The 18,908-nt window shown below is 39.4% G+C and carries 17 protein-coding genes; 16 read left to right on the forward strand and 1 reads right to left on the reverse strand.

What is annotated here, in order from left to right; all coding sequences use genetic code 11:
- Positions 1-43: 43 nt before the first annotated feature.
- Positions 44-739: an SIR2 family NAD-dependent protein deacylase gene (locus DPV81_RS04040; RefSeq protein WP_049373932.1), complete on the forward strand. Its 696-nt coding sequence runs from the start codon at positions 44-46 to the stop codon at positions 737-739.
- A gap of 63 nt (positions 740-802) precedes the next feature.
- Here the strand turns inward: DPV81_RS04040 and DPV81_RS04045 are convergent, their stop codons facing one another.
- Positions 803-1,036, reverse strand: coding sequence for a zinc ribbon domain-containing protein (locus DPV81_RS04045; protein WP_049373931.1), 234 nt, complete (start codon positions 1,034-1,036; stop codon positions 803-805).
- 202 nt (positions 1,037-1,238) lie between these two features.
- On the opposite strand from DPV81_RS04045, the gene DPV81_RS04050 reads away from it, so the two are divergent.
- The 15 genes from DPV81_RS04050 (at position 1,239) to ftsA (ending at position 18,832) form a co-directional block, all read left to right on the forward strand.
- On the forward strand, positions 1,239-2,813 hold the full coding sequence (locus DPV81_RS04050) for a carbon starvation CstA family protein (RefSeq protein ID WP_111386874.1): 1,575 nt from the start codon (positions 1,239-1,241) through the stop codon (positions 2,811-2,813).
- A gap of 209 nt (positions 2,814-3,022) precedes the next feature.
- On the forward strand, positions 3,023-3,481 hold the full coding sequence (mraZ, locus tag DPV81_RS04055) for a division/cell wall cluster transcriptional repressor MraZ (protein WP_005696540.1): 459 nt from the start codon (positions 3,023-3,025) through the stop codon (positions 3,479-3,481).
- Between the two features lie 84 nt (positions 3,482-3,565).
- Positions 3,566-4,534, forward strand: coding sequence for a 16S rRNA (cytosine(1402)-N(4))-methyltransferase RsmH (gene rsmH, locus DPV81_RS04060; protein WP_111386876.1), 969 nt, complete (start codon positions 3,566-3,568; stop codon positions 4,532-4,534).
- A gap of 1 nt (position 4,535) precedes the next feature.
- Complete coding sequence (gene ftsL, locus DPV81_RS04065; protein WP_005696538.1) at positions 4,536-4,856, forward strand: cell division protein FtsL; 321 nt, start codon at positions 4,536-4,538, stop codon at positions 4,854-4,856.
- Positions 4,857-4,870: 14 nt separating this feature from the next.
- Complete coding sequence (locus tag DPV81_RS04070) at positions 4,871-6,691, forward strand: penicillin-binding transpeptidase domain-containing protein (RefSeq protein WP_111386877.1); 1,821 nt, start codon at positions 4,871-4,873, stop codon at positions 6,689-6,691.
- A 14-nt stretch (positions 6,692-6,705) separates the two neighbouring features.
- Positions 6,706-8,175, forward strand: a complete 1,470-nt coding sequence (gene murE / locus DPV81_RS04075) for a UDP-N-acetylmuramoyl-L-alanyl-D-glutamate--2,6-diaminopimelate ligase (RefSeq protein ID WP_111386879.1) — start codon at positions 6,706-6,708, stop codon at positions 8,173-8,175.
- Between the two features lie 5 nt (positions 8,176-8,180).
- Complete coding sequence (gene murF, locus DPV81_RS04080) at positions 8,181-9,551, forward strand: UDP-N-acetylmuramoyl-tripeptide--D-alanyl-D-alanine ligase (protein ID WP_049373925.1); 1,371 nt, start codon at positions 8,181-8,183, stop codon at positions 9,549-9,551.
- Positions 9,545-10,627, forward strand: coding sequence for a phospho-N-acetylmuramoyl-pentapeptide-transferase (gene mraY / locus DPV81_RS04085; protein WP_005696533.1), 1,083 nt, complete (start codon positions 9,545-9,547; stop codon positions 10,625-10,627). The genes murF and mraY overlap by 7 nt, the downstream gene beginning before the upstream one ends.
- Before the next feature lie 62 nt (positions 10,628-10,689).
- A complete protein-coding gene (murD, locus tag DPV81_RS04090) occupies positions 10,690-12,003 on the forward strand; it encodes a UDP-N-acetylmuramoyl-L-alanine--D-glutamate ligase (protein WP_111386881.1) in 1,314 nt (437 codons plus the stop codon).
- Positions 12,004-12,018: 15 nt separating this feature from the next.
- Positions 12,019-13,203, forward strand: a complete 1,185-nt coding sequence (gene ftsW, locus DPV81_RS04095) for a putative lipid II flippase FtsW (RefSeq protein WP_049366214.1) — start codon at positions 12,019-12,021, stop codon at positions 13,201-13,203.
- An 8-nt stretch (positions 13,204-13,211) separates the two neighbouring features.
- Positions 13,212-14,264 carry an undecaprenyldiphospho-muramoylpentapeptide beta-N-acetylglucosaminyltransferase gene (murG, locus tag DPV81_RS04100; RefSeq protein WP_111386882.1) on the forward strand — a complete coding sequence of 351 codons (1,053 nt, stop codon included), beginning with the start codon at positions 13,212-13,214 and terminating at the stop codon, positions 14,262-14,264.
- 72 nt (positions 14,265-14,336) lie between these two features.
- Complete coding sequence (gene murC / locus DPV81_RS04105) at positions 14,337-15,764, forward strand: UDP-N-acetylmuramate--L-alanine ligase (RefSeq protein ID WP_111386884.1); 1,428 nt, start codon at positions 14,337-14,339, stop codon at positions 15,762-15,764.
- Between the two features lie 60 nt (positions 15,765-15,824).
- Entirely contained in the window at positions 15,825-16,745 is a 921-nt protein-coding gene (locus tag DPV81_RS04110; protein ID WP_032822683.1) for a D-alanine--D-alanine ligase, read from the forward strand.
- Complete coding sequence (locus DPV81_RS04115) at positions 16,745-17,530, forward strand: cell division protein FtsQ/DivIB (RefSeq protein ID WP_111386885.1); 786 nt, start codon at positions 16,745-16,747, stop codon at positions 17,528-17,530. The genes DPV81_RS04110 and DPV81_RS04115 overlap by 1 nt, the downstream gene beginning before the upstream one ends.
- Before the next feature lie 27 nt (positions 17,531-17,557).
- Positions 17,558-18,832: a cell division protein FtsA gene (gene ftsA, locus DPV81_RS04120; protein WP_005697680.1), complete on the forward strand. Its 1,275-nt coding sequence runs from the start codon at positions 17,558-17,560 to the stop codon at positions 18,830-18,832.
- The last annotated feature ends 76 nt before the right edge of the window (positions 18,833-18,908 follow it).

The following is an 18,908-nucleotide window of genomic DNA, read 5'->3' on the forward strand; positions in this document are numbered from 1 at the left end:
TCTGTTTTTCAGGCTTATAATATAAAGTGCTGAGGAGGATATTATGAAACCTATTTGTGTCGTATTAACAGGCGCAGGAATTAGTGCCGAAAGTGGTATTCCCACATTTAGAGCGGAAGATGGTTTATGGGCCGAGCATAAAGTCGAAGAAGTTTGCACACCTGAAGCTTTGCTGAAGAATAGAGCGAAAGTGCTCGATTTTTATAATCAACGCCGTAAAAATGCCGCGGTGGCTAAGCCAAACGCAGCGCATCTCGCCTTAGTTGAATTAGAAAAAGCCTATGATGTCAGAATTATCACGCAAAATGTGGATGATTTACATGAACGCGCAGGAAGCTCAAACGTTTTACATTTACATGGCGAACTAAATAAAGCTCGCAGTAGCTTTGATGAAAGTTATATCGTAGATTGTTTTGGCGATCAGAAATTGGAAGATAAAGATCCAAATGGGCATCCAATGCGTCCATATATTGTTTTTTTTGGTGAAATGGTGCCGATGTTAGAGCGAGCAATTGATATTGTAGCGCAAGCAGATGTCGTGTTAGTGATTGGTACTTCTTTGCAAGTGTATCCAGCTAATGGCTTAGTTAATGAAGCGCCAAGCAAAGCGCCAATTTACTTGATCGATCCAAATCCCAATACAGGATTTGTTCGTAAGCAAGTTATCGCAATAAAAGAAAAAGCAGGGAAGGGCGTACCGGAAGTAGTGAGCGTATTGTTAGATAAAATAAAAGATTAATCTGTAGCTAAGCAATAAAGATAAAGTGCGGTCAAAATTCTCATTGTTTTTTGACCGCACTTTTTATTCCCCAGTTAGCCAACTTGCAAGCAAAATAACAATAGTAAAAATAGCCAACCAAATAAGATGGAGCTTAGTGCTTTTTCGATTAATTTCGGTGTTTTGTTGGCGTCTTTGTTCAAGTTTTTGTTTGTAAATTTCAAGATCTTCTTCTTTAAAGGAAAACCCACAATTTGGACAAAATTGCGCGGATTCGCTGATTTTTTTGCGACATTCTGGGCAGCGGGTGAGAGCCATTGATGATCCTTTATTAATTATTTTAATTTATATGCCTATTGTAAGTGAAAAAAACGGAATGATAAACGTGACATGGATCACAAAATTGAAACAATGTAAAAATTAAAATTTTGATTTTGATGATTTTCACTTAGAATACCGCCGACGAAGTCTAGTATATGACTAAATTTCGGTATTCATTTATTCCTGAGGAGTATTTTTTATGTTGTGGTTTTTCTTCTGCGTGGCGTTATTGCTTGCAGGTTATTTCTTTTATAGTCGTGTAATTGAGCGCATTTTTGTGATCAATCCAAACCGTAAAACGCCAGCTTATACAATGAATGATGGCGTTGACTATATGCCAATGTCTAAAACTAAGATTTGGTTAATTCAATTATTAAACATTGCAGGTACAGGTCCAATCTTTGGTCCAATTCTTGGTGCATTATACGGACCAGTTGCAATGCTTTGGATTGTAGTGGGTTGTATCTTTGCTGGTGCGGTACACGATTATTTCTGCGGGATGTTAAGTGTGCGTAATGGCGGGGCATCTATGCCTAATCTTGCAGGTAAATACTTAGGTCGTCCAGTTAAAGCATTCATTAACGTATTAGCGGTAGTGCTTTTATTATTAGTGGGTGTGGTATTCGTGGCAAGTCCAGCTCAATTAATGGGTACGATTACAATGGATGTGTTCGGTGCCGCATCAGGTAGCATTTCTATTAGCAATGCGGAAGAAATCCATCAAGTAGCTGAAGCAGGTGGTATTACCGTTTGGGGTATGGATAAAGCGACAGTTATCAGTGTTTGGACTGGTATCATCTTCATTTACTATATTCTTGCAACATTACTTCCAGTTGATAAAATCATCGGTCGTATCTACCCATTCTTCGGTGCATTATTACTCTTTATGTCTGTAGGTATGGTATATGGTTTAGTAACTGCAGATCTTAGCTCAGCAGATCCAATTTCTTTCTATCGTTCTGTGGACGGTATGTCTTTTGAGAAATTCTTCCAAAACTTTGAAACCCGTGCAGATTTACCATTATGGCCACTCTTGTTCTTAACTATCTCTTGTGGTGCATTATCTGGTTTCCACGCAACACAAAGTCCGTTAATGGCACGTTGTACTGAAAACGAAAAAGAAGGGCGTTTCATTTTCTACGGTGCGATGATCGGTGAAGGTGTGATTGCATTAGTATGGTGTGCAGTTGGTTTAAGTTTCTATGATTCTTTACCAGATTTGTTAGCTGCGATTAAAGCGGGTTCGCCTTCTAAAGTGGTTTATGATTCTTCAATCCATTTCTTAGGTCTTGTTGGTGGTATTTTTGCAGTATTAGGTGTGGTTGTTCTTCCAATTACATCAGGCGATACAGCATTCCGTGCAGCACGCCTTGTTATTGCAGAATTTTTCCATTTAGAACAAAAAACCTTAGCTAAACGTTTAATTATTGCTGTGCCATTATTCGTGGTTGGTTATATCGTATCAAAAGTGGATTTCTCTATCTTATGGCGTTACTTCACTTGGGCGAACCAAACTACTGCGATGGTTATGTTATGGACTGCAGCAGCGTACTTATACCGTTATAATAAATTCCACTGGGTATGTACAATCCCTGCGGCATTTATCAGTACTGTATGTTTTACTTATCTTGCATACAACAAAATCGGTTTCGGTTTAGACTATCAATTATCTGTTTATATCGGCTTAGGCTTAACTGTTCTTTGCTTGGTATTATTCTTCACACAGCTTAAACCATTAGGTGATCGTGATGAAGAAGCGTATGTAAATAACTAATTAAATCGAGTTAAAAATTGAAAAACCGTTTGAGGGAAACCTTAGACGGTTTTTTTGTTTATTTTATTGCCAAAATTTACCAATCTTTACGTTTTAATTGCTTGCAAGTTAAGGCTACAACCGATAAACTTACGCAAAGTGGTGAAAAGTGGAATTTTGTGGAAAATTCTGCCAAATTTTTCTAAAAATAAACGTTTAAAGGTAGAGAAATGTTTCGTGGTGCAGCAGCGGTAAATTTAGATGCGAAGGGTCGTGTAGCGATTCCTACTCGCTATCGTGCTGAAATCATGGAAAAGAACCAAGGCCAAATGGTTTGTACCGTTGATATTCGTCAGCCTTGTTTATTACTTTATCCTTTAGATGAATGGGAAAAAATCGAACAAAAACTACTTTCACTCTCCAACTTTGACCCAAATCAACGCCGTTTACAACGTGTTATGCTCGGTTATGCCACTGAATGTGAAATGGATGCGCAAGGTCGTATCTTATTAAGTGGTCCATTACGTCAACATGCAAAATTAGAAAAAGGCTTAATGTTGGTAGGGCAGTTGAATAAATTTGAAATTTGGAGTGATACCGAATGGTATGCACAAATTGATGAAGATATCGAAATTGGCTCAAGCGCTGAGTTCGGAGCTTCTGAAGAACTAAAAATGCTGTCATTATAGAACAGCAGCACTAGCAGGATAAGCGGTGCTTGCGCCGCTCTATCTTCTCTTTATCGATTTTGATTTAACTTTTACTTTTTACTTATGACTACGCAAAATTCCTTTTCTGCACCTGAACATATCACGGTTTTGCTTCACGAAGCGGTGAATGGTTTGGCGTTGAAAGAAAACGGAATTTATATCGATGGTACCTTTGGTCGTGGTGGTCATTCTCGTCTAATTCTCTCCCAACTTTCTGAAAATGGTCGTTTAATTGCTATTGATCGCGACCCGCGTGCGATTGCTGAAGCTGAAAAAATTCAAGACCCTCGTTTTCATATTGAACATAATAGCTTTTCACACATTCCAGATATCTGTCAAAAACTCGATTTAGTTGGTAAAATTGACGGCATTTTGCTGGATTTAGGCGTATCATCTCCACAGCTTGATGAAGCTGAACGAGGTTTCAGTTTTATGAAAGATGGCCCATTAGATATGCGTATGGATACTACTCAAGGTTTATCTGCGGCAGAGTGGCTAAAACAAGTATCTGTTGATGATTTAACTTGGGTGTTAAAAACCTTCGGTGAAGAGCGTTTTGCAAAACGAATTGCGACTGCTATCGTTGAATTCAATAAAAGTGCGGTCAAAAATGGCACTAAATGTTTAAGTCGTACTTCTCAGCTCGCTGAATTGATTGCTCAAGCTGTACCGTTTAAAGATAAACATAAGCATCCAGCGACACGTAGTTTCCAAGCCATTCGAATTTATATTAATGCGGAATTAGATGAGTTAGAAAGTGTATTAAATTCTGCGTTGGATATGTTGGCACCAGAAGGACGTTTATCGATTATCAGTTTCCATTCACTTGAAGACAGAATGGTAAAACATTTCATGCGTAAACAAAGTAAAGGTGAGGATATTCCGAGAGGCTTACCATTACGTGAAGATCAAATCCAACGTAATCAAAAATTAAAAATCATTGGTAAAGCAATTCAGCCAAGTGAGGCAGAAATTTCAGCGAATCCACGTTCAAGAAGCGCGGTATTACGTATTGCGGAAAGGGTGAAATAAGATGTTAGAAAATAGCGAACGTTATCCTTTACAACATATTCTCGTTGAAGATATTTTTTCTTCTAATAAATTGATTGTCGTCCTACTTTTATTAATTTTAGCTTCTGCAATGGGCACAATTTGGATGACCCATCAAACACGAGGCTTGATTTCTGAAAACGGGCAGTTGGTATTACAACACCAAGCCCTTGAAAACGAATATCGCAATTTGCAATTACAAGAAGCAACCGAAAGTGATAATACAAGAGTTGAATCCATTGCAATCGGTACATTAAAAATGCAACGTGTTCAAAGTGAACAAGAAGTGGTTATTTTTGAATAGGGATTTTGAATAAAATGGTTAGATTTAATTCCTCTAAGAAACCAGGAAAGCCAAAGAAAACAATTAGAAAATTGGCTCAACCTGCGTCAGTAAAACCAAACAAACCGAAGATGGTGTTTGAGAAATGCTTCCTTCGTGGTCGTTATCTTATTGCGACAAGTTTTATTTTCTTAGGATTAGGCGCATTAGTGGCTCGTGCTGCTTATGTGCAATCAGTTAATTCTGAAACCCTTTCTGGTGAAGCGGACAAACGTTCATTACGGAAAGATGACGTCCTTTCTGTTCGTGGTTCAATTTTAGATCGTAACGGCCAATTGTTATCGGTGAGTGTACCGATGAGTGCAATTGTGGCTGAACCTCGTTTAATGTTAAAAGAAAATGCATTAGATGATAAAGAACGTATTAAAGCTCTCGCAAATGAATTAAATATGACGCCAGCAGAGTTGGTGAAAAAAGTTGAGAAAAATGCAAAATCAGGTTTCTTGTATTTAGCGCGCCAAGTAGAAGCGAGCAAAGCGAATTATATTCGTGATCTCAAAATTAAAGGTATTTCATTAGAAACTGAACCACGTCGTTTTTATCCTCGTGTAGAAGAGGCGGCCCAATTAATCGGTTTTACTAACATCGATGGTAAAGGGATTGAAGGGGTTGAGGCAAGCTTTAACTCAATGTTAGTGGGCAAAGACGGTGCTCGTGTTGTTCGTAAAGACAAACGTGGTAACGTGGTTGAACATATTGCCGATGAGAAAAAATACGATGCACAAGATGTCACCTTAAGTATTGATGAAAAATTACAATCCATGGTGTATCGTGAAATCAAAAAAGCGGTAACTGAGAACAAAGCAGAATCAGGCACAGCCGTATTGGTGGATGTTCGTACGGGGGAAGTGTTAGCAATGGCAACTGCACCTTCTTACAATCCAAATAATTTGGCTAATGTCAAAGATGAGTTAAAACGTAACCGTGCCATTACCGATACATTTGAACCGGGTTCAACCGTAAAACCTTTCGTTGTGTTGACCGCACTTCAACGTGGTGCAGTGAGACGTGATGAGGTAATTAATACCGGTTCATTTACCGTAAGTGGTAAAGAAATTGTGGACGTGGCACCTCGCCCACAACAAACCTTAGATGAAATTTTGATTAACTCAAGTAACCGTGGTGTGAGCCGCCTTGCGTTACGTATGCCACCTTCAGCATTAATGGAAACTTACCAAAATGCAGGATTGGGTAAAGATACAGAGTTAGGCTTAATTGGTGAGCAACGCGGTGTATTAAATGCAAACCGTAAACGTTGGGCAGATATCGAACGTGCAACTGTGGCTTATGGTTATGGTATTACTTCAACACCATTACAAATTGCGCGTGCCTATGCTACTTTAGGTAGCTTTGGGATTTATCGCCCACTTTCTATTACTAAAGTAGATCCGCCGGTTATTGGTCAACGTGTTTTCTCTGAAAAAATCACGAAAGACGTCGTGGGTATGTTGGAGAAAGTGGCAATCAAAAATAAACGTGCGATGGTTGAAGGTTATCGTGTTGGTGTGAAAACAGGTACAGCGCGTAAAATTGAAAATGGTCACTATGTTAATAAATATGTGGCATTTACAGCGGGTATTGCACCAATTAGCGATCCACGTTATGCATTAGTTATTTTGATTAACGATCCGAAAGCTGGACAGTACTATGGTGGTGCGGTATCTGCGCCAGTATTCTCAAGCATAATGGGCTATGCATTACGCGCAAATGGTATTGCGCCAGATGCAGAACCAACAGAAAAAACAGCAAGACGTACCGTTCGCTTAAGCGATCAAAAACTTGAAAAAATGAATTAAAAAAAGGCAAAACAATGAAAAAATTGACCGCACTTTTTGATCTTCCGGTGCTTTCAGACATTAATGTGAAGGCGATGGTGTTAGATAGCCGCAAAGTGACTCAAGGAGATCTATTTGTGGCAGTCAAAGGGCATCGTTTTGATGCGAGTCAATTTGTTCCTCAAGCTATTTCTTCTGGTGCAAGTGCGGTCGTTTTAGAGACAGATTTAGAAAACGAGCATTTAAACATCCAATGGCAAAATAATGTGCCAGTGATTCATTATTATCATTTATCTGCCAATCTTTCTGCATTGGCAGGTAAATTCTATGAACATCCTTCCGAAAAACTGACGTTAGTTGGTGTAACAGGAACAAACGGTAAAACTACGGTTTCTCAATTATTAGCTCAATGGGCAACCTTATTAGGTCATAAAGCCGCGGTCATGGGCACTATTGGCAATGGTTTATTAGGTCAAGTCAAGGAAGCAAAAAATACCACTGGTTCAGCCGTTGAAGTTCAAGAAAATCTCGCTGATTTTGTAAAGAAGGGCGCAGATTTTGCTTCTATCGAAGTGTCTTCACATGGGTTGGTTCAACATCGCGTTGAAGCACTCAAATTTAAAGTTGCTATTTTTACCAATTTAAGTCGCGATCATTTGGATTATCACGAGACAATGGAAAAGTATGCTGAAGCTAAAAAACGCTTTTTCGTTGATTTAGCACCGGAATTACAAATTCTTAATGCTGACGATCCAATTGGAGCTGCGTGGTTAAGCGAATTACCAAATGGTATTGCAGTTAGCTGCCGCTCAGATTTCCATCCAACTTCTAAACAATGGCTTTATGCAACACAGATTCGTTTTACTCACGAAGGTGCGGTGATTGATGTTGCTTCAAGTTGGGGTAATGGCACATTACATAGCCCATTAATTGGTGCTTTTAACGTGAGTAATCTGCTGTTAGCCACGACTGTTTTATTGGCTTTAGGTTATTCTTTCGACGATCTTATCCGTACGGTTTCACAGCTAAAAGGGGTAAATGGAAGAATGGAATTGATTAAAAAAGCAGGAAAACCAACAGTTATTGTTGATTATGCCCATACTCCGGATGCATTAGAAAAGGCATTAAATGCTGCGCGTGAACACTGCAAAGGTAAACTTTGGTGTATCTTTGGATGTGGCGGTGATCGTGATGCGGGCAAGCGTCCACTGATGGCAAAAGCGGCTGAGCAGTTTGCAGATTTAGTGATCGTAACCCAAGATAATCCGCGCACAGAAGACCCAAATAAAATTGAAGCAGATATCCTTACGGGGTTTAGTCGCATGGAAGACGTTGGTGTGATTCCGGATCGCGAAGAAGCTATCAAATTTACCATTGAGAATGCCGTTGAAAACGATGTGATTGTGATTGCTGGTAAAGGTCATGAAAACTATCAGATCATTGGGGATAAAACATTTCATTTCTCTGATCAAGAAGTGGCTGAAATCTATTTAACGAAAAAATAAACATAATGATTAAACTTACTACCCAACAACTTGCCCAAATTTTAAATGCTGATCTTATTGGCGATGAGCAGGTCGTTGTTGAAAATATCAATACGGATACGCGTAAAGCGGTATCCAACTCGCTTTTCTTTGCATTAAAAGGTGAGCATTTTGATGCACATCAATACTTAGATAAAGCCGTTGAGCAAGGTGCGACAGCCTTAGTTGTACAAAAAGCTAACACTAACATTTCAACACCACAATTAGTTGTTTCAGATACGCGTTTAGCCCTTGGTCAATTAGCAAAATGGTTACGTGAAAAAATTAATCCTCGTACCGTAGCGATGACTGGTTCATCAGGTAAAACCACAGTGAAAGAGATGACTGCATCGATTTTGCAACAAACAGCAGGCAACCCTGAAGCCGTGTTATTCACGAATGGTAATTTCAACAACGATATTGGCGTGCCATTAACGTTATTACGCTTAACCGAACAACATAAATTTGCTGTTATTGAATTAGGTGCAAATCATCAAGGTGAAATTGATTACACTACGCATCTTGCTCAGCCTGAAGCCGCATTAGTGAATAATGTCGCGGCTGCACATTTAGAAGGGTTTGGTTCAATTGAGGGCGTAGCACGTGCGAAAGGTGAAATCTATCGCGGTTTAACCCCAAATGGTGTAGCCATTATTAATTGCGAACATAATTATATTGAATTGTGGCAAAAAGAAATTGGTTCACATGCTATTCAATATTTTAATGGTGGCGATTACAAAGCTGAAAATGTAAAACATTCATCAAATGGTTCAACGTTTACGTTAGTTTCACCAAAAGGCAGCATTGAAATGAATTTACCTTATTTAGGTGAGCATAATGTAAAAAATGCCTTGGCAGCGACCGCACTTGCTATGAATGTCGGCGCAAGTCTTGCTGATGTTAAAGCAGGGCTTGAACACCGTTCTCAAGTAAAAGGGCGTTTATTCCCTATTCAAGTGAATGAAAATTTGTTGTTATTAGATGATACTTACAATGCAAATGTGGATTCTTTACAAGCGGCAATTGATGTTTTAAAAGGTTACGATGCTTTCCGTATTCTACTTGTGGGCGATATGAAAGAATTAGGCGAGGATAGTCTAAAATGTCATCAACAAGTGGGCGAGCATGCAAAACAAGCTAAATTAGATTTAGTGCTTTCTTATGGAACAGAAAGCGCGGTCATTTCTGAGGCTGTTTTGGGAAAACATTTTAAAGATAAAGCTGAATTAACAGCTTATGCGTTAGATATTATTAAACAGAAATTACAAGAAAACCAAAAAGTCGTCGTATTAGCGAAAGGCTCGCGCTCAATGAAAATGGAAGAGACGATTTATTCATTAAAGGATAGCTTATGTTAGTTTGGCTTGCTGAATATTTAGTTCGCTATGAAACGGCATTCAATGCCATTTCCTATATTACCGTACGTGCGATTTTGGCATTATTGACCGCACTTTTCATTTCTTTATGGATTGGTCCGAAAGTGATCAAACGCCTTCAAATCTTAAAATTTGGTCAAGAAGTGCGTAATGACGGTCCTGAAAGTCACTTTGCGAAAAAAGGTACGCCAACCATGGGCGGTGTGATGATTTTATTCTCCATCGGTGTAAGTACGTTATTATGGGCTAACTTAACGAATCCTTATGTTTGGATTTGTTTATTTGTGTTATTTGGCTATGGTGCAATTGGCTTTGTGGATGATTTCCGTAAAATCACGCGTAAAAATACAGACGGTTTAATTGCGCGTTGGAAATATTTCTGGATGTCTGTTGTGGCATTAGTGGCGATCATTTGGTTGTATTGGTTAGGTCATGATACCGATGCAACTCGTTTAGTCATTCCATTCTTTAAAGATATCATGCCACAATTAGGTTTATTCTATATTGTGTTGTCTTACTTTGTGATTGTGGGCACAGGGAATGCGGTAAACTTAACCGACGGTTTAGATGGTCTTGCAATTATGCCAACAGCGTTAGTGGCTGGTGCATTTGCTTTAATCGCATGGGCGACCGGTAACGTTAATTTCGCAGAATACTTACATATCCCTTATATCAAATATAGTTCTGAAGTGGTGGTGTTCTGTACCGCAATCGTAGGCGCAGGCTTAGGATTCTTATGGTTTAATACTTATCCAGCTCAAGTCTTTATGGGCGATGTCGGCTCTCTTGCACTAGGTGGCGCACTTGGTGTCGTTGCTATCCTTGTTCGTCAAGAGTTCTTATTAGTGATTATGGGCGGTGTATTTGTTGTTGAAGCCTTGTCCGTGATTTTACAAGTGGGTTCTTATAAATTAAGAAAACAACGTATTTTTAGAATGGCGCCGATTCATCATCACTTTGAATTAAAAGGTTGGCCAGAACCAAGAGTGATTATTCGGTTTTGGATTATTTCCTTGATGTTGGTGTTGATGGGGCTTGTAACGCTCAAACTAAGATAATTTTTGTAGGGTGCACTTGTTGCACCCTGCGTGATCCCAGAATACGAGAGAAGAAAAACAACATGACAACTCTATATCAAAATAAAACTATCACCATTATAGGCCTTGGGAAAACAGGCCTTTCTTGCGTTGAATATCTTCAATCTCAACAAGCTAACATTCGTGTAATTGATACTCGCCAACATCCAGCAGGTGCGGATAAATTACCTAAAAATGTTCCCTTACATACAGGTAGCCTAAATCAACAATGGTTACTTGAAAGTGATATTATTGTTATTAGCCCAGGGCTCGCAGTAAAAACACCTGAAATTCAGACCGCACTTTCAGCGGGTGTGGAAGTGATTGGGGATATTGAGTTATTCTGTCGAGCTGCCACCAAGCCAATTGTCGGGATTACAGGCTCTAACGGTAAAAGCACTGTAACAACATTAGTCTATGAAATGGCGAAAGCTGCGGGAATAAAAGTGGGCATGGGTGGAAACATTGGCATCCCTGCGTTGTCATTATTAAATGAAGATTGCGATCTTTATGTATTAGAGCTTTCCAGTTTCCAACTTGAAACTACTTACAGTTTGAAAGCTGCTGCAGCGACTGTGCTTAATGTGACAGAAGATCACATGGATCGCTATGTAGATTTAGAAGATTATCGCCAAGCCAAATTACGTATTTACCATAATGCGGAAACAGCGGTAGTGAATTTAGAAGATAAACTCACTTTTGGCGAAGGTGAAAATCAGGCTAAGAAGGTGGTGTCTTTTGCTGAAAATCAAGCGGATTACTGGTTGAAAACCGAAAATGGTAAACAGTACTTAATGGCAAAAGAGGAAGTCATTTTACCTTGTGATGAAGCAACCTTGGTTGGTCGTCATAATTACATGAATATTTTAGCTGCTACAGCATTAGCACAAGCAGTAGGGATAAATTTAGAGGCAACTCGTACCGCACTTCGTCAATTTAAAGGCTTAGATCATCGTTTCCAATTAGCACACCAAGCGAATGGTATTCGTTGGATTAATGACTCCAAAGCAACCAATGTGGGCAGTACAGTTGCGGCATTGGCTGGTTTATATGTTGAAGGAACATTACATCTTTTATTAGGTGGTGATGGCAAAGGTGCTGATTTTTCTGAACTCACTGATTTAATCAATCAACCTCATATTTCAACATATTGCTTTGGTCGTGATGGCAAACAACTAGCTGCACTTTCAAGTCAAAGCCATTTGTTTGAAACTATGGAACAAGCGATTGCATTTTTACGTCCACATTTAAAATCAGGCGATATGGTGTTATTATCTCCTGCTTGTGCAAGTTTAGATCAGTTTGCCTCTTTTGAGAAACGAGGCGAAGAGTTTACTCGTTTAGCAAAATTAGCTTAAAGAATTAGGGTAGTAATGGAATTTATCAATAAAATTAAACAAAATTATGAACAATGGGCGAGAGTGACGCCGCAAGGGTTACTTTACGATCGCGCATTGTTTTGGCTTTTTGTCGTGCTATTGCTGATTGGTTTAGTAGCGGTAACTTCTGCCTCTATGCCTTACAGTGCACGTGTATTTAATGATACATTCTATTTTGCTAAACGTGATGCCGTTTATGTCTTGCTTTCTTTAGCAACCTGCTATTTAACTCTCCAAATTTCTTCTTCTCAATGGGAAAAGTGGCACGCAAAAGTCTTCTTGTTAGCTATTGTTTTATTAATACTGGTTCTTGGTATCGGGACTTCTGTTAATGGGGCTAAACGTTGGATTTCTTTAGGAATTTTAAATTTCCAGCCTGCGGAATTTGCGAAGTTAGCTTTAACTTGTTTCCTGGCGAGCTATTTTACGCGTCGTTATGATGAAGTACGTGGTAAAAAATTCAGTGCGGCTAAGCCTTTCATTGTGATGGGCGTATTAGGGATATTCTTACTAGCTCAGCCTGACTTAGGGAGTACCGTTGTACTTTTCGTTATTACCTTTGGCATGCTTTTTATTGTCGGTGCGAATTTTTGGCAATTTATTTTGCTAATTGGTACAGGCATACTTCTCTTTGTATGGCTGGTTCTCTCTGCCTCTTATCGTTTAAAACGTTTTACCGGTTTCTTAGAGCCATTTAAAGATCCATACGGAACAGGATTCCAGCTGACTAACTCTTTGATGGCCTTTGGTCGTGGTGAAATTAGCGGAGAAGGGCTCGGTAACTCCATTCAAAAACTCGATTATCTTCCTGAGGCTCATACTGACTTTATCATGGCGATTATTGGTGAAGAGTTCGGTTTTATTGGTATTTTAGTAGTTGTGATTCTCTTAGGGTTACTGATTTTCCGAGCGATGAAAATCGGACGAGAATCACTCATGTTAGAACAACGTTTCCGTGGCTTTTTTGCTTTAGGTATTAGTTTCTGGATTTTCTTCCAAGGTTTTGTCAATCTAGGCATGGCCTTAGGGATGTTACCAACAAAAGGTTTAACTTTCCCATTAGTGAGTTACGGTGGTTCAAGTATCATTATTATGTCGGCAACCGTAGGGATTTTATTGCGTATTGACCATGAAAATAGATTACAACGTGGCGGCCAAGCGCGTTTGAGAGATGATTAGGAATATTTATGAGTAAAAAATTATTAGTTATGGCGGGTGGTACTGGTGGACATGTTTTCCCCGCCATCGCGGTTGCTCAAGCCTTACAAAAAGAAGGTTGGGAAATTTGCTGGTTAGGCACAAAAGATCGAATGGAAGCACAGCTTGTACCAAAACATGGTATTCCGATTCGTTTCATTCAAATTTCAGGGTTACGTGGTAAAGGCATTAAAGCATTACTTAGTGCCCCTTTTGCTATTTTAAGAGCAGTATTGCAAGCTCGTAAAATTATCAAAGAATATCAACCTAATGCGGTATTAGGTATGGGCGGTTATGTATCTGGCCCAGGTGGCATCGCTGCAAAACTTTGTGGCGTGCCGGTTATTTTACATGAACAAAATGCCGTAGCGGGCTTAACCAATGAATGGTTAGCAAAAATTGCGACACGTGTATTACAAGCTTTTCCAACTGCATTCAAAGATGCCGAAGTGGTAGGAAACCCGGTTCGCCAAGATTTATTTGAAATGCCATCACCACAAGCACGTTTTTCAGAAAGAAGTGGAAAACTGAGAGTGCTTGTCGTGGGGGGGAGCCAAGGTGCTCGCGTACTCAATCAAACGATTCCACAAGTGGTTGCGCGTTTAGCCGATAAATTAGAAGTGCGTCATCAAGTGGGTAAAGGTTCTGTTGGAAGTGTGACCGCACTTTATGGTGAACATGCCGATTCGGTCAAAATTACAGAATTTATTGATGATATGGCGGAAGCCTACGCATGGGCTGATGTGGTGATTTGTCGTTCTGGTGCTTTAACAGTATGTGAATTAGCTGCAGTGGGGACTCCAGCAATTTTTGTGCCATTCCAGCATAAAGATCAACAACAATATTTAAATGCGAAATACCTTGCCGATGTCGGTGCAGCAAAAATCGTTCAGCAAAATGAATTAAATGCGGATGTGTTAGTCGATTTCTTAGAAAAAACAGATCGTGAAACTTTGCTTGCGATGGCTATTAAGGCAAAAGAAATGTCAGCACCATTAGCGGCTAAACGTGTAGCTGATGTTATCGTAGAGAATGCGAAATAATAATAGATAGGTTGAGAGGGGGGGAATACACTCACAACCTAAAAGTGCGGTTAAAAATAAAGGTGAAATAATATGAAACATATTTCGGACGAGATTAGAAAAATTATTCCTGAGATGCGTCGGGTTCAACAAATTCATTTCATTGGTATCGGCGGTGCCGGTATGAGTGGGATTGCCGAAATTTTATTAAATGAAGGTTATGATATCTCTGGTTCCGATATTGCTGATGGTGTCGTGACTCAACGTCTTGCTCAAGCTGGCGCAAAAATTTTCATTGGTCACCAAGCGGAAAATGTGAAAGGGGCAAGTGTCGTTGTTGTATCAAGCGCGATCCATGAAGATAACCCAGAATTAATTGCCGCTAAACAAAATCGTATTCCAGTGATTCAGCGAGCACAAATGTTGGCTGAAATTATGCGTTTCCGTCATGGTATTGCGGTAGCAGGTACCCATGGTAAAACCACTACTACAGCTATGATTTCGATGATTTATACTCAAGCGAAACTGGATCCAACTTTTGTTAATGGTGGTTTAGTTAAATCAGCCGGTAAAAATGCGCATTTAGGTGCAAGCCGTTATTTAATCGCTGAAGCAGATGAAAGTGATGCTTCTTTCTTACACTTACAGCCAATGGTTTCTGTGGTGACCAATATTGAACCGGATCATATGGATACCTATGAAGGTGACTTTGAGAAAATGAAAGCCACCTATGTAAAATTCTTACATAACTTGCCGTTCTATGGCTTAGCTGTGATGTGTGCCGATGATGCCGTGTTAATGGAACTAGTTCCTCAAGTTGGACGTCAAGTATTAACCTATGGTTTCAGTGAACATGCTGATTATCGTATAGAAGATTATGAACAAACGGGTTTCCAAGGTCATTACACCGTAGTTTGTCCAAGTGGTGAGCGTATTAATGTATTATTAAATGTACCGGGTAAACACAATGCGTTAAATGCAACCGCAGCACTTGCAGTCGCAAAAGAAGAAGGCATTGGCAATGAAGCGATTTTAGAAGCGCTTGCTGATTTCCAAGGTGCGGGCAGACGTTTTGACCAATTAGGCGAGTTTATTCGTCCAAATGGTAAAGTACGCTTAGTGGATGATTATGGTCATCACCCAACAGAAGTTGGCGTGACAATCAAAGCAGCACGTGAAGGCTGGGGAGATAAACGTATTGTGATGATTTTCCAACCTCACCGTTATTCACGTACTCGCGATTTATTTGATGATTTCGTGCAAGTTTTATCCCAAGTGGATGCCTTGATTATGTTAGATGTATATGCGGCAGGCGAAACGCCAATCGTAGGTGCAGATAGTAAAGCACTTTGTCGTTCTATTCGTAACCTAGGAAAAGTCGATCCAATTTTAGTTTCTGATACGGAACAACTTGGTGATGTGTTAGATCAAATTATTCAAGATGGTGATTTAATTCTTGCCCAAGGTGCGGGAAGTGTAAGCAAAATTTCTCGTGGTTTAGCAGAGCGTTGGAAAGCATAAATACATCGAAAAAATAACCGCACTTTTCAATGAAGAATAAAAGGAAAACAGGATAAAACAATGAATTTAAAACAAGAAAAAATTGCCGTGTTGTTAGGCGGCACATCAGCTGAACGTGAAGTCTCTCTTAATTCTGGTGCAGCTGTGTTAAATGCATTAGTGAGTCAAGGCTATAATGCGCACGGTATCGATCCTAAAGAATATAATGTCGCGAATTTAAAAGCGGATGGTTTTGATCGCGTCTTTAACATTTTACATGGTCGCGGTGGTGAAGATGGCACCATGCAAGGTTTATTAGAACAAATTGGTTTGCCTTACACTGGTTGTGGCGTAATGGCTTCAGCATTAACTATGGATAAAATGCGTACCAAAATGTTGTGGAAAGCTTTTGGTTTACCTGTTGCCGATATGGAGATCGTGACGAAAGAAAACGCTCACGAACTAAACCCACAAGCTGTGGTCGAAAAATTAGGTTTACCTTTGATGGTTAAGCCATCTCTTGAAGGTTCAAGTGTTGGTTTAACGAAAGTAAAAGCAGTCGAAGAATTAAAAAGTGCGGTCGATTATGCACTCAAATTTGATAACACCATTTTGATTGAAGAGTGGTTAGCGGGTGATGAATTAACTGTGCCTGTTTTAGGTGGCGAAGTATTGCCTGCTGTTCGCATTGTGCCAGAAGGTGAGTTTTATGATTACGATGCGAAATATATTTCAGATAACACTCAATATTTTTGCCCTGCGGGCCTTTCAGCTGAACGTGAGCAAGAATTAGCAAAATTAGTTAAACGTGCTTATGACGTTGTGGGTTGTCGTGGCTGGAGCCGTATTGATGTAATGACCGATGCACAAGGCAATTTCCGTTTAGTCGAAGTCAATACAAACCCTGGCATGACAAGTCACAGTTTGTTCCCTAAATCTGCGTCAACAGTCGGTATTTCATTTGAACAACTCGTCGTGAAAATTTTGGAGTTGAGTGCGTAATGAATGTAATTAAGCGCAAAAATACACCGCCAACGCAATTTGGTCGCTCATCTAACGGAGAAGGTAAATTCCGTTTTATGTTGCAGATTAAACTTGCTTTGGTGTTACTTTGTGCGGGGCTAGGGTATTTCGTTTATTCAAACTGGCAAAGTTGGCTCGAAAGCTTAGACGGTGATAGAAAAATTACTGCCTATGCATTAGTGGGCCAAAATGAATTTACCACTTATCCGGATGTGCAAGACGTATTGCTCAAAATGGGTTCACTCAAGGGGTTTTGGGGGCAAGACGTTAAGCAAATTCAAGAGCAGCTTGAAACGATTCCTTGGGTAAAAGGTGCGGTGGTTCGTAAAATTTGGCCAAATCGTTTAAGTATCTGGTTATCAGAATATCAGCCAGTCGCCATTTGGAACAAAACAGAGTTTGTTACAAAAGATGGAACAGTTTTCCAATTGCCGATGGATAAGTTAAAAGAAAAGGCTTTACCTTATTTAGGTGGTCCGGATTATCAAAGCTTGAAAGTATTAGAGGCTTGGAATCAAATTTTTGCTGATTTTAAAGCGAAAAATTTGGTGGTTAAAGGTGTGACAATTGATGATCGTGGTGCGTGGCAAGTTACGCTAGATAATGATATAGTATTGAAACTTGGGCGCGGAGATTGGAAACCAAAATTAGATCGATTTGTAACGATTTATCCACAAATTGAAGTGCCTGAAGGTAAACGAATTGATTATGTAGATTTGCGCTATGCATCTGCATCAGCGGCGGTTGGATTGACAGAGAAATAAAAATAATTTATTGGGTGTAATAAGAAAATGGCAAAAGAGTTGGAACCGAAAGTAATTGTAGGTCTTGAAGTTGGTACATCAAAAGTTGTTGCTGTCGTTGGGGAAGTGCTTCCTGATGGCGTAGTAAATGTACTTGGCGTGGGCAGTTGTCCATCAAAAGGGATTGATCGTGGCAGTATTACTGATTTAGATGCCGTTGTTAATTCTATCCAACGTGCCATTGAAGCAGCTGAATCAATGGCTGATTGCCAAATTATGAGCGTGACACTTGCGATTACAGGTGAACATATTCAAAGCCTGAATGAGAGCGGCTTTGTTGCTATTTCTGAAAATGAAGTAACTCAAGATGAAATTGATGATGCTTTACATACAGCGAGCTCAGTGAAATTACCTGAGGGTCTTTCTTTATTACACATCATTCCACAAGAATATGCCGTAGATAAACAAGTTAATATTAAAAATCCATTAGGTTTACAAGGTGTTCGTTTAAAAGCAAATGTACACTTAATTGCGTGTCACCAAGACTGGCAGAATAACTTGAAAAAAGCAGTTGAGCGTTGTGGATTACAAGTTGATAAAGTTGTGTTCTCCGGCTTTGCAGCAACACATTCTGTTTTAACTGAAGATGAAAAAGATCTTGGTGTTTGCTTAGTTGATTTCGGTGCAGGCACCATGAATATGATGGTTTACACCAATGGCTCATTGCGTTTCAGCAAGGTTATTCCTTACGCAGGAAATATTGTAACGAACGATATTGCTCATGCATGTACCGTTTCTCGTGCAGAGGCGGAGCGCATTAAAGTGAATTATGCGAGTGCATTATATCCGGCACGTTTACATGGTGATAAGAAAATTGAAGTGGCAAGTATTGGTGGTCGAGCACCACGCGCTTTAACAAAAAGTGATTTATCTTTAATCACTTCAGCAAGATATATTGAACTATTAGGCGTTGTTAAGGACGAATTAGATAAGCTCAAAGCAGATTTAGAAACCAAACATATTAAATTTGAATTAATTGCGGGTGTTGTTATCACCGGTGGTGGTGCACAGATTGAAGATTTAAAAGATTGTGCATCAAGTGTGTTTGGTTGCCAGGTACGTATTGGTAGTCCATTAAATATTACGGGTTTAACAGATTATGTGAATCGCCCACAATATTCAACTGTAGTGGGATTATTACAATACCATCATCAAAATAGTGATAATGATCCTGTGGATAGTAACTATGGTGATGAAGCATTAGGCAAAAAATTCTGGAAAGGCCTTAAAAATATTTTCAATAAAGTGAAATCAGAATTTTGATCATTTTGGCTTTTTCATTTACAATAGAAAAAATTTAACTTTTATTAATGTGCTAGCAGAGTATTAGCAGTAACGG

It is taken from the genome of Haemophilus parainfluenzae, from assembly GCF_003252795.1.
In the GTDB taxonomy this organism is placed as follows: Bacteria; Pseudomonadota; Gammaproteobacteria; order Enterobacterales; family Pasteurellaceae; genus Haemophilus_D; species Haemophilus_D parainfluenzae_K.

Bases quoted from the DNA above. Each gene is read 5' to 3' on its own strand.
- DPV81_RS04040 (WP_049373932.1), top strand. From the start codon at position 44: ATGAAACCTATTTGTGTCGTATTAACAGGCGCAGGAATTAGTGCCGAA.
- DPV81_RS04045 (WP_049373931.1), bottom strand. From the start codon at position 1,036: ATGGCTCTCACCCGCTGCCCAGAATGTCGCAAAAAAATCAGCGAATCC.
- DPV81_RS04050 (WP_111386874.1), top strand. From the start codon at position 1,239: ATGTTGTGGTTTTTCTTCTGCGTGGCGTTATTGCTTGCAGGTTATTTC.
- mraZ (WP_005696540.1), top strand. From the start codon at position 3,023: ATGTTTCGTGGTGCAGCAGCGGTAAATTTAGATGCGAAGGGTCGTGTA.
- rsmH (WP_111386876.1), top strand. From the start codon at position 3,566: ATGACTACGCAAAATTCCTTTTCTGCACCTGAACATATCACGGTTTTG.
- ftsL (WP_005696538.1), top strand. From the start codon at position 4,536: ATGTTAGAAAATAGCGAACGTTATCCTTTACAACATATTCTCGTTGAA.
- DPV81_RS04070 (WP_111386877.1), top strand. From the start codon at position 4,871: ATGGTTAGATTTAATTCCTCTAAGAAACCAGGAAAGCCAAAGAAAACA.
- murE (WP_111386879.1), top strand. From the start codon at position 6,706: ATGAAAAAATTGACCGCACTTTTTGATCTTCCGGTGCTTTCAGACATT.
- murF (WP_049373925.1), top strand. From the start codon at position 8,181: ATGATTAAACTTACTACCCAACAACTTGCCCAAATTTTAAATGCTGAT.
- mraY (WP_005696533.1), top strand. From the start codon at position 9,545: ATGTTAGTTTGGCTTGCTGAATATTTAGTTCGCTATGAAACGGCATTC.
- murD (WP_111386881.1), top strand. From the start codon at position 10,690: ATGACAACTCTATATCAAAATAAAACTATCACCATTATAGGCCTTGGG.
- ftsW (WP_049366214.1), top strand. From the start codon at position 12,019: ATGGAATTTATCAATAAAATTAAACAAAATTATGAACAATGGGCGAGA.
- murG (WP_111386882.1), top strand. From the start codon at position 13,212: ATGAGTAAAAAATTATTAGTTATGGCGGGTGGTACTGGTGGACATGTT.
- murC (WP_111386884.1), top strand. From the start codon at position 14,337: ATGAAACATATTTCGGACGAGATTAGAAAAATTATTCCTGAGATGCGT.
- DPV81_RS04110 (WP_032822683.1), top strand. From the start codon at position 15,825: ATGAATTTAAAACAAGAAAAAATTGCCGTGTTGTTAGGCGGCACATCA.
- DPV81_RS04115 (WP_111386885.1), top strand. From the start codon at position 16,745: ATGAATGTAATTAAGCGCAAAAATACACCGCCAACGCAATTTGGTCGC.
- ftsA (WP_005697680.1), top strand. From the start codon at position 17,558: ATGGCAAAAGAGTTGGAACCGAAAGTAATTGTAGGTCTTGAAGTTGGT.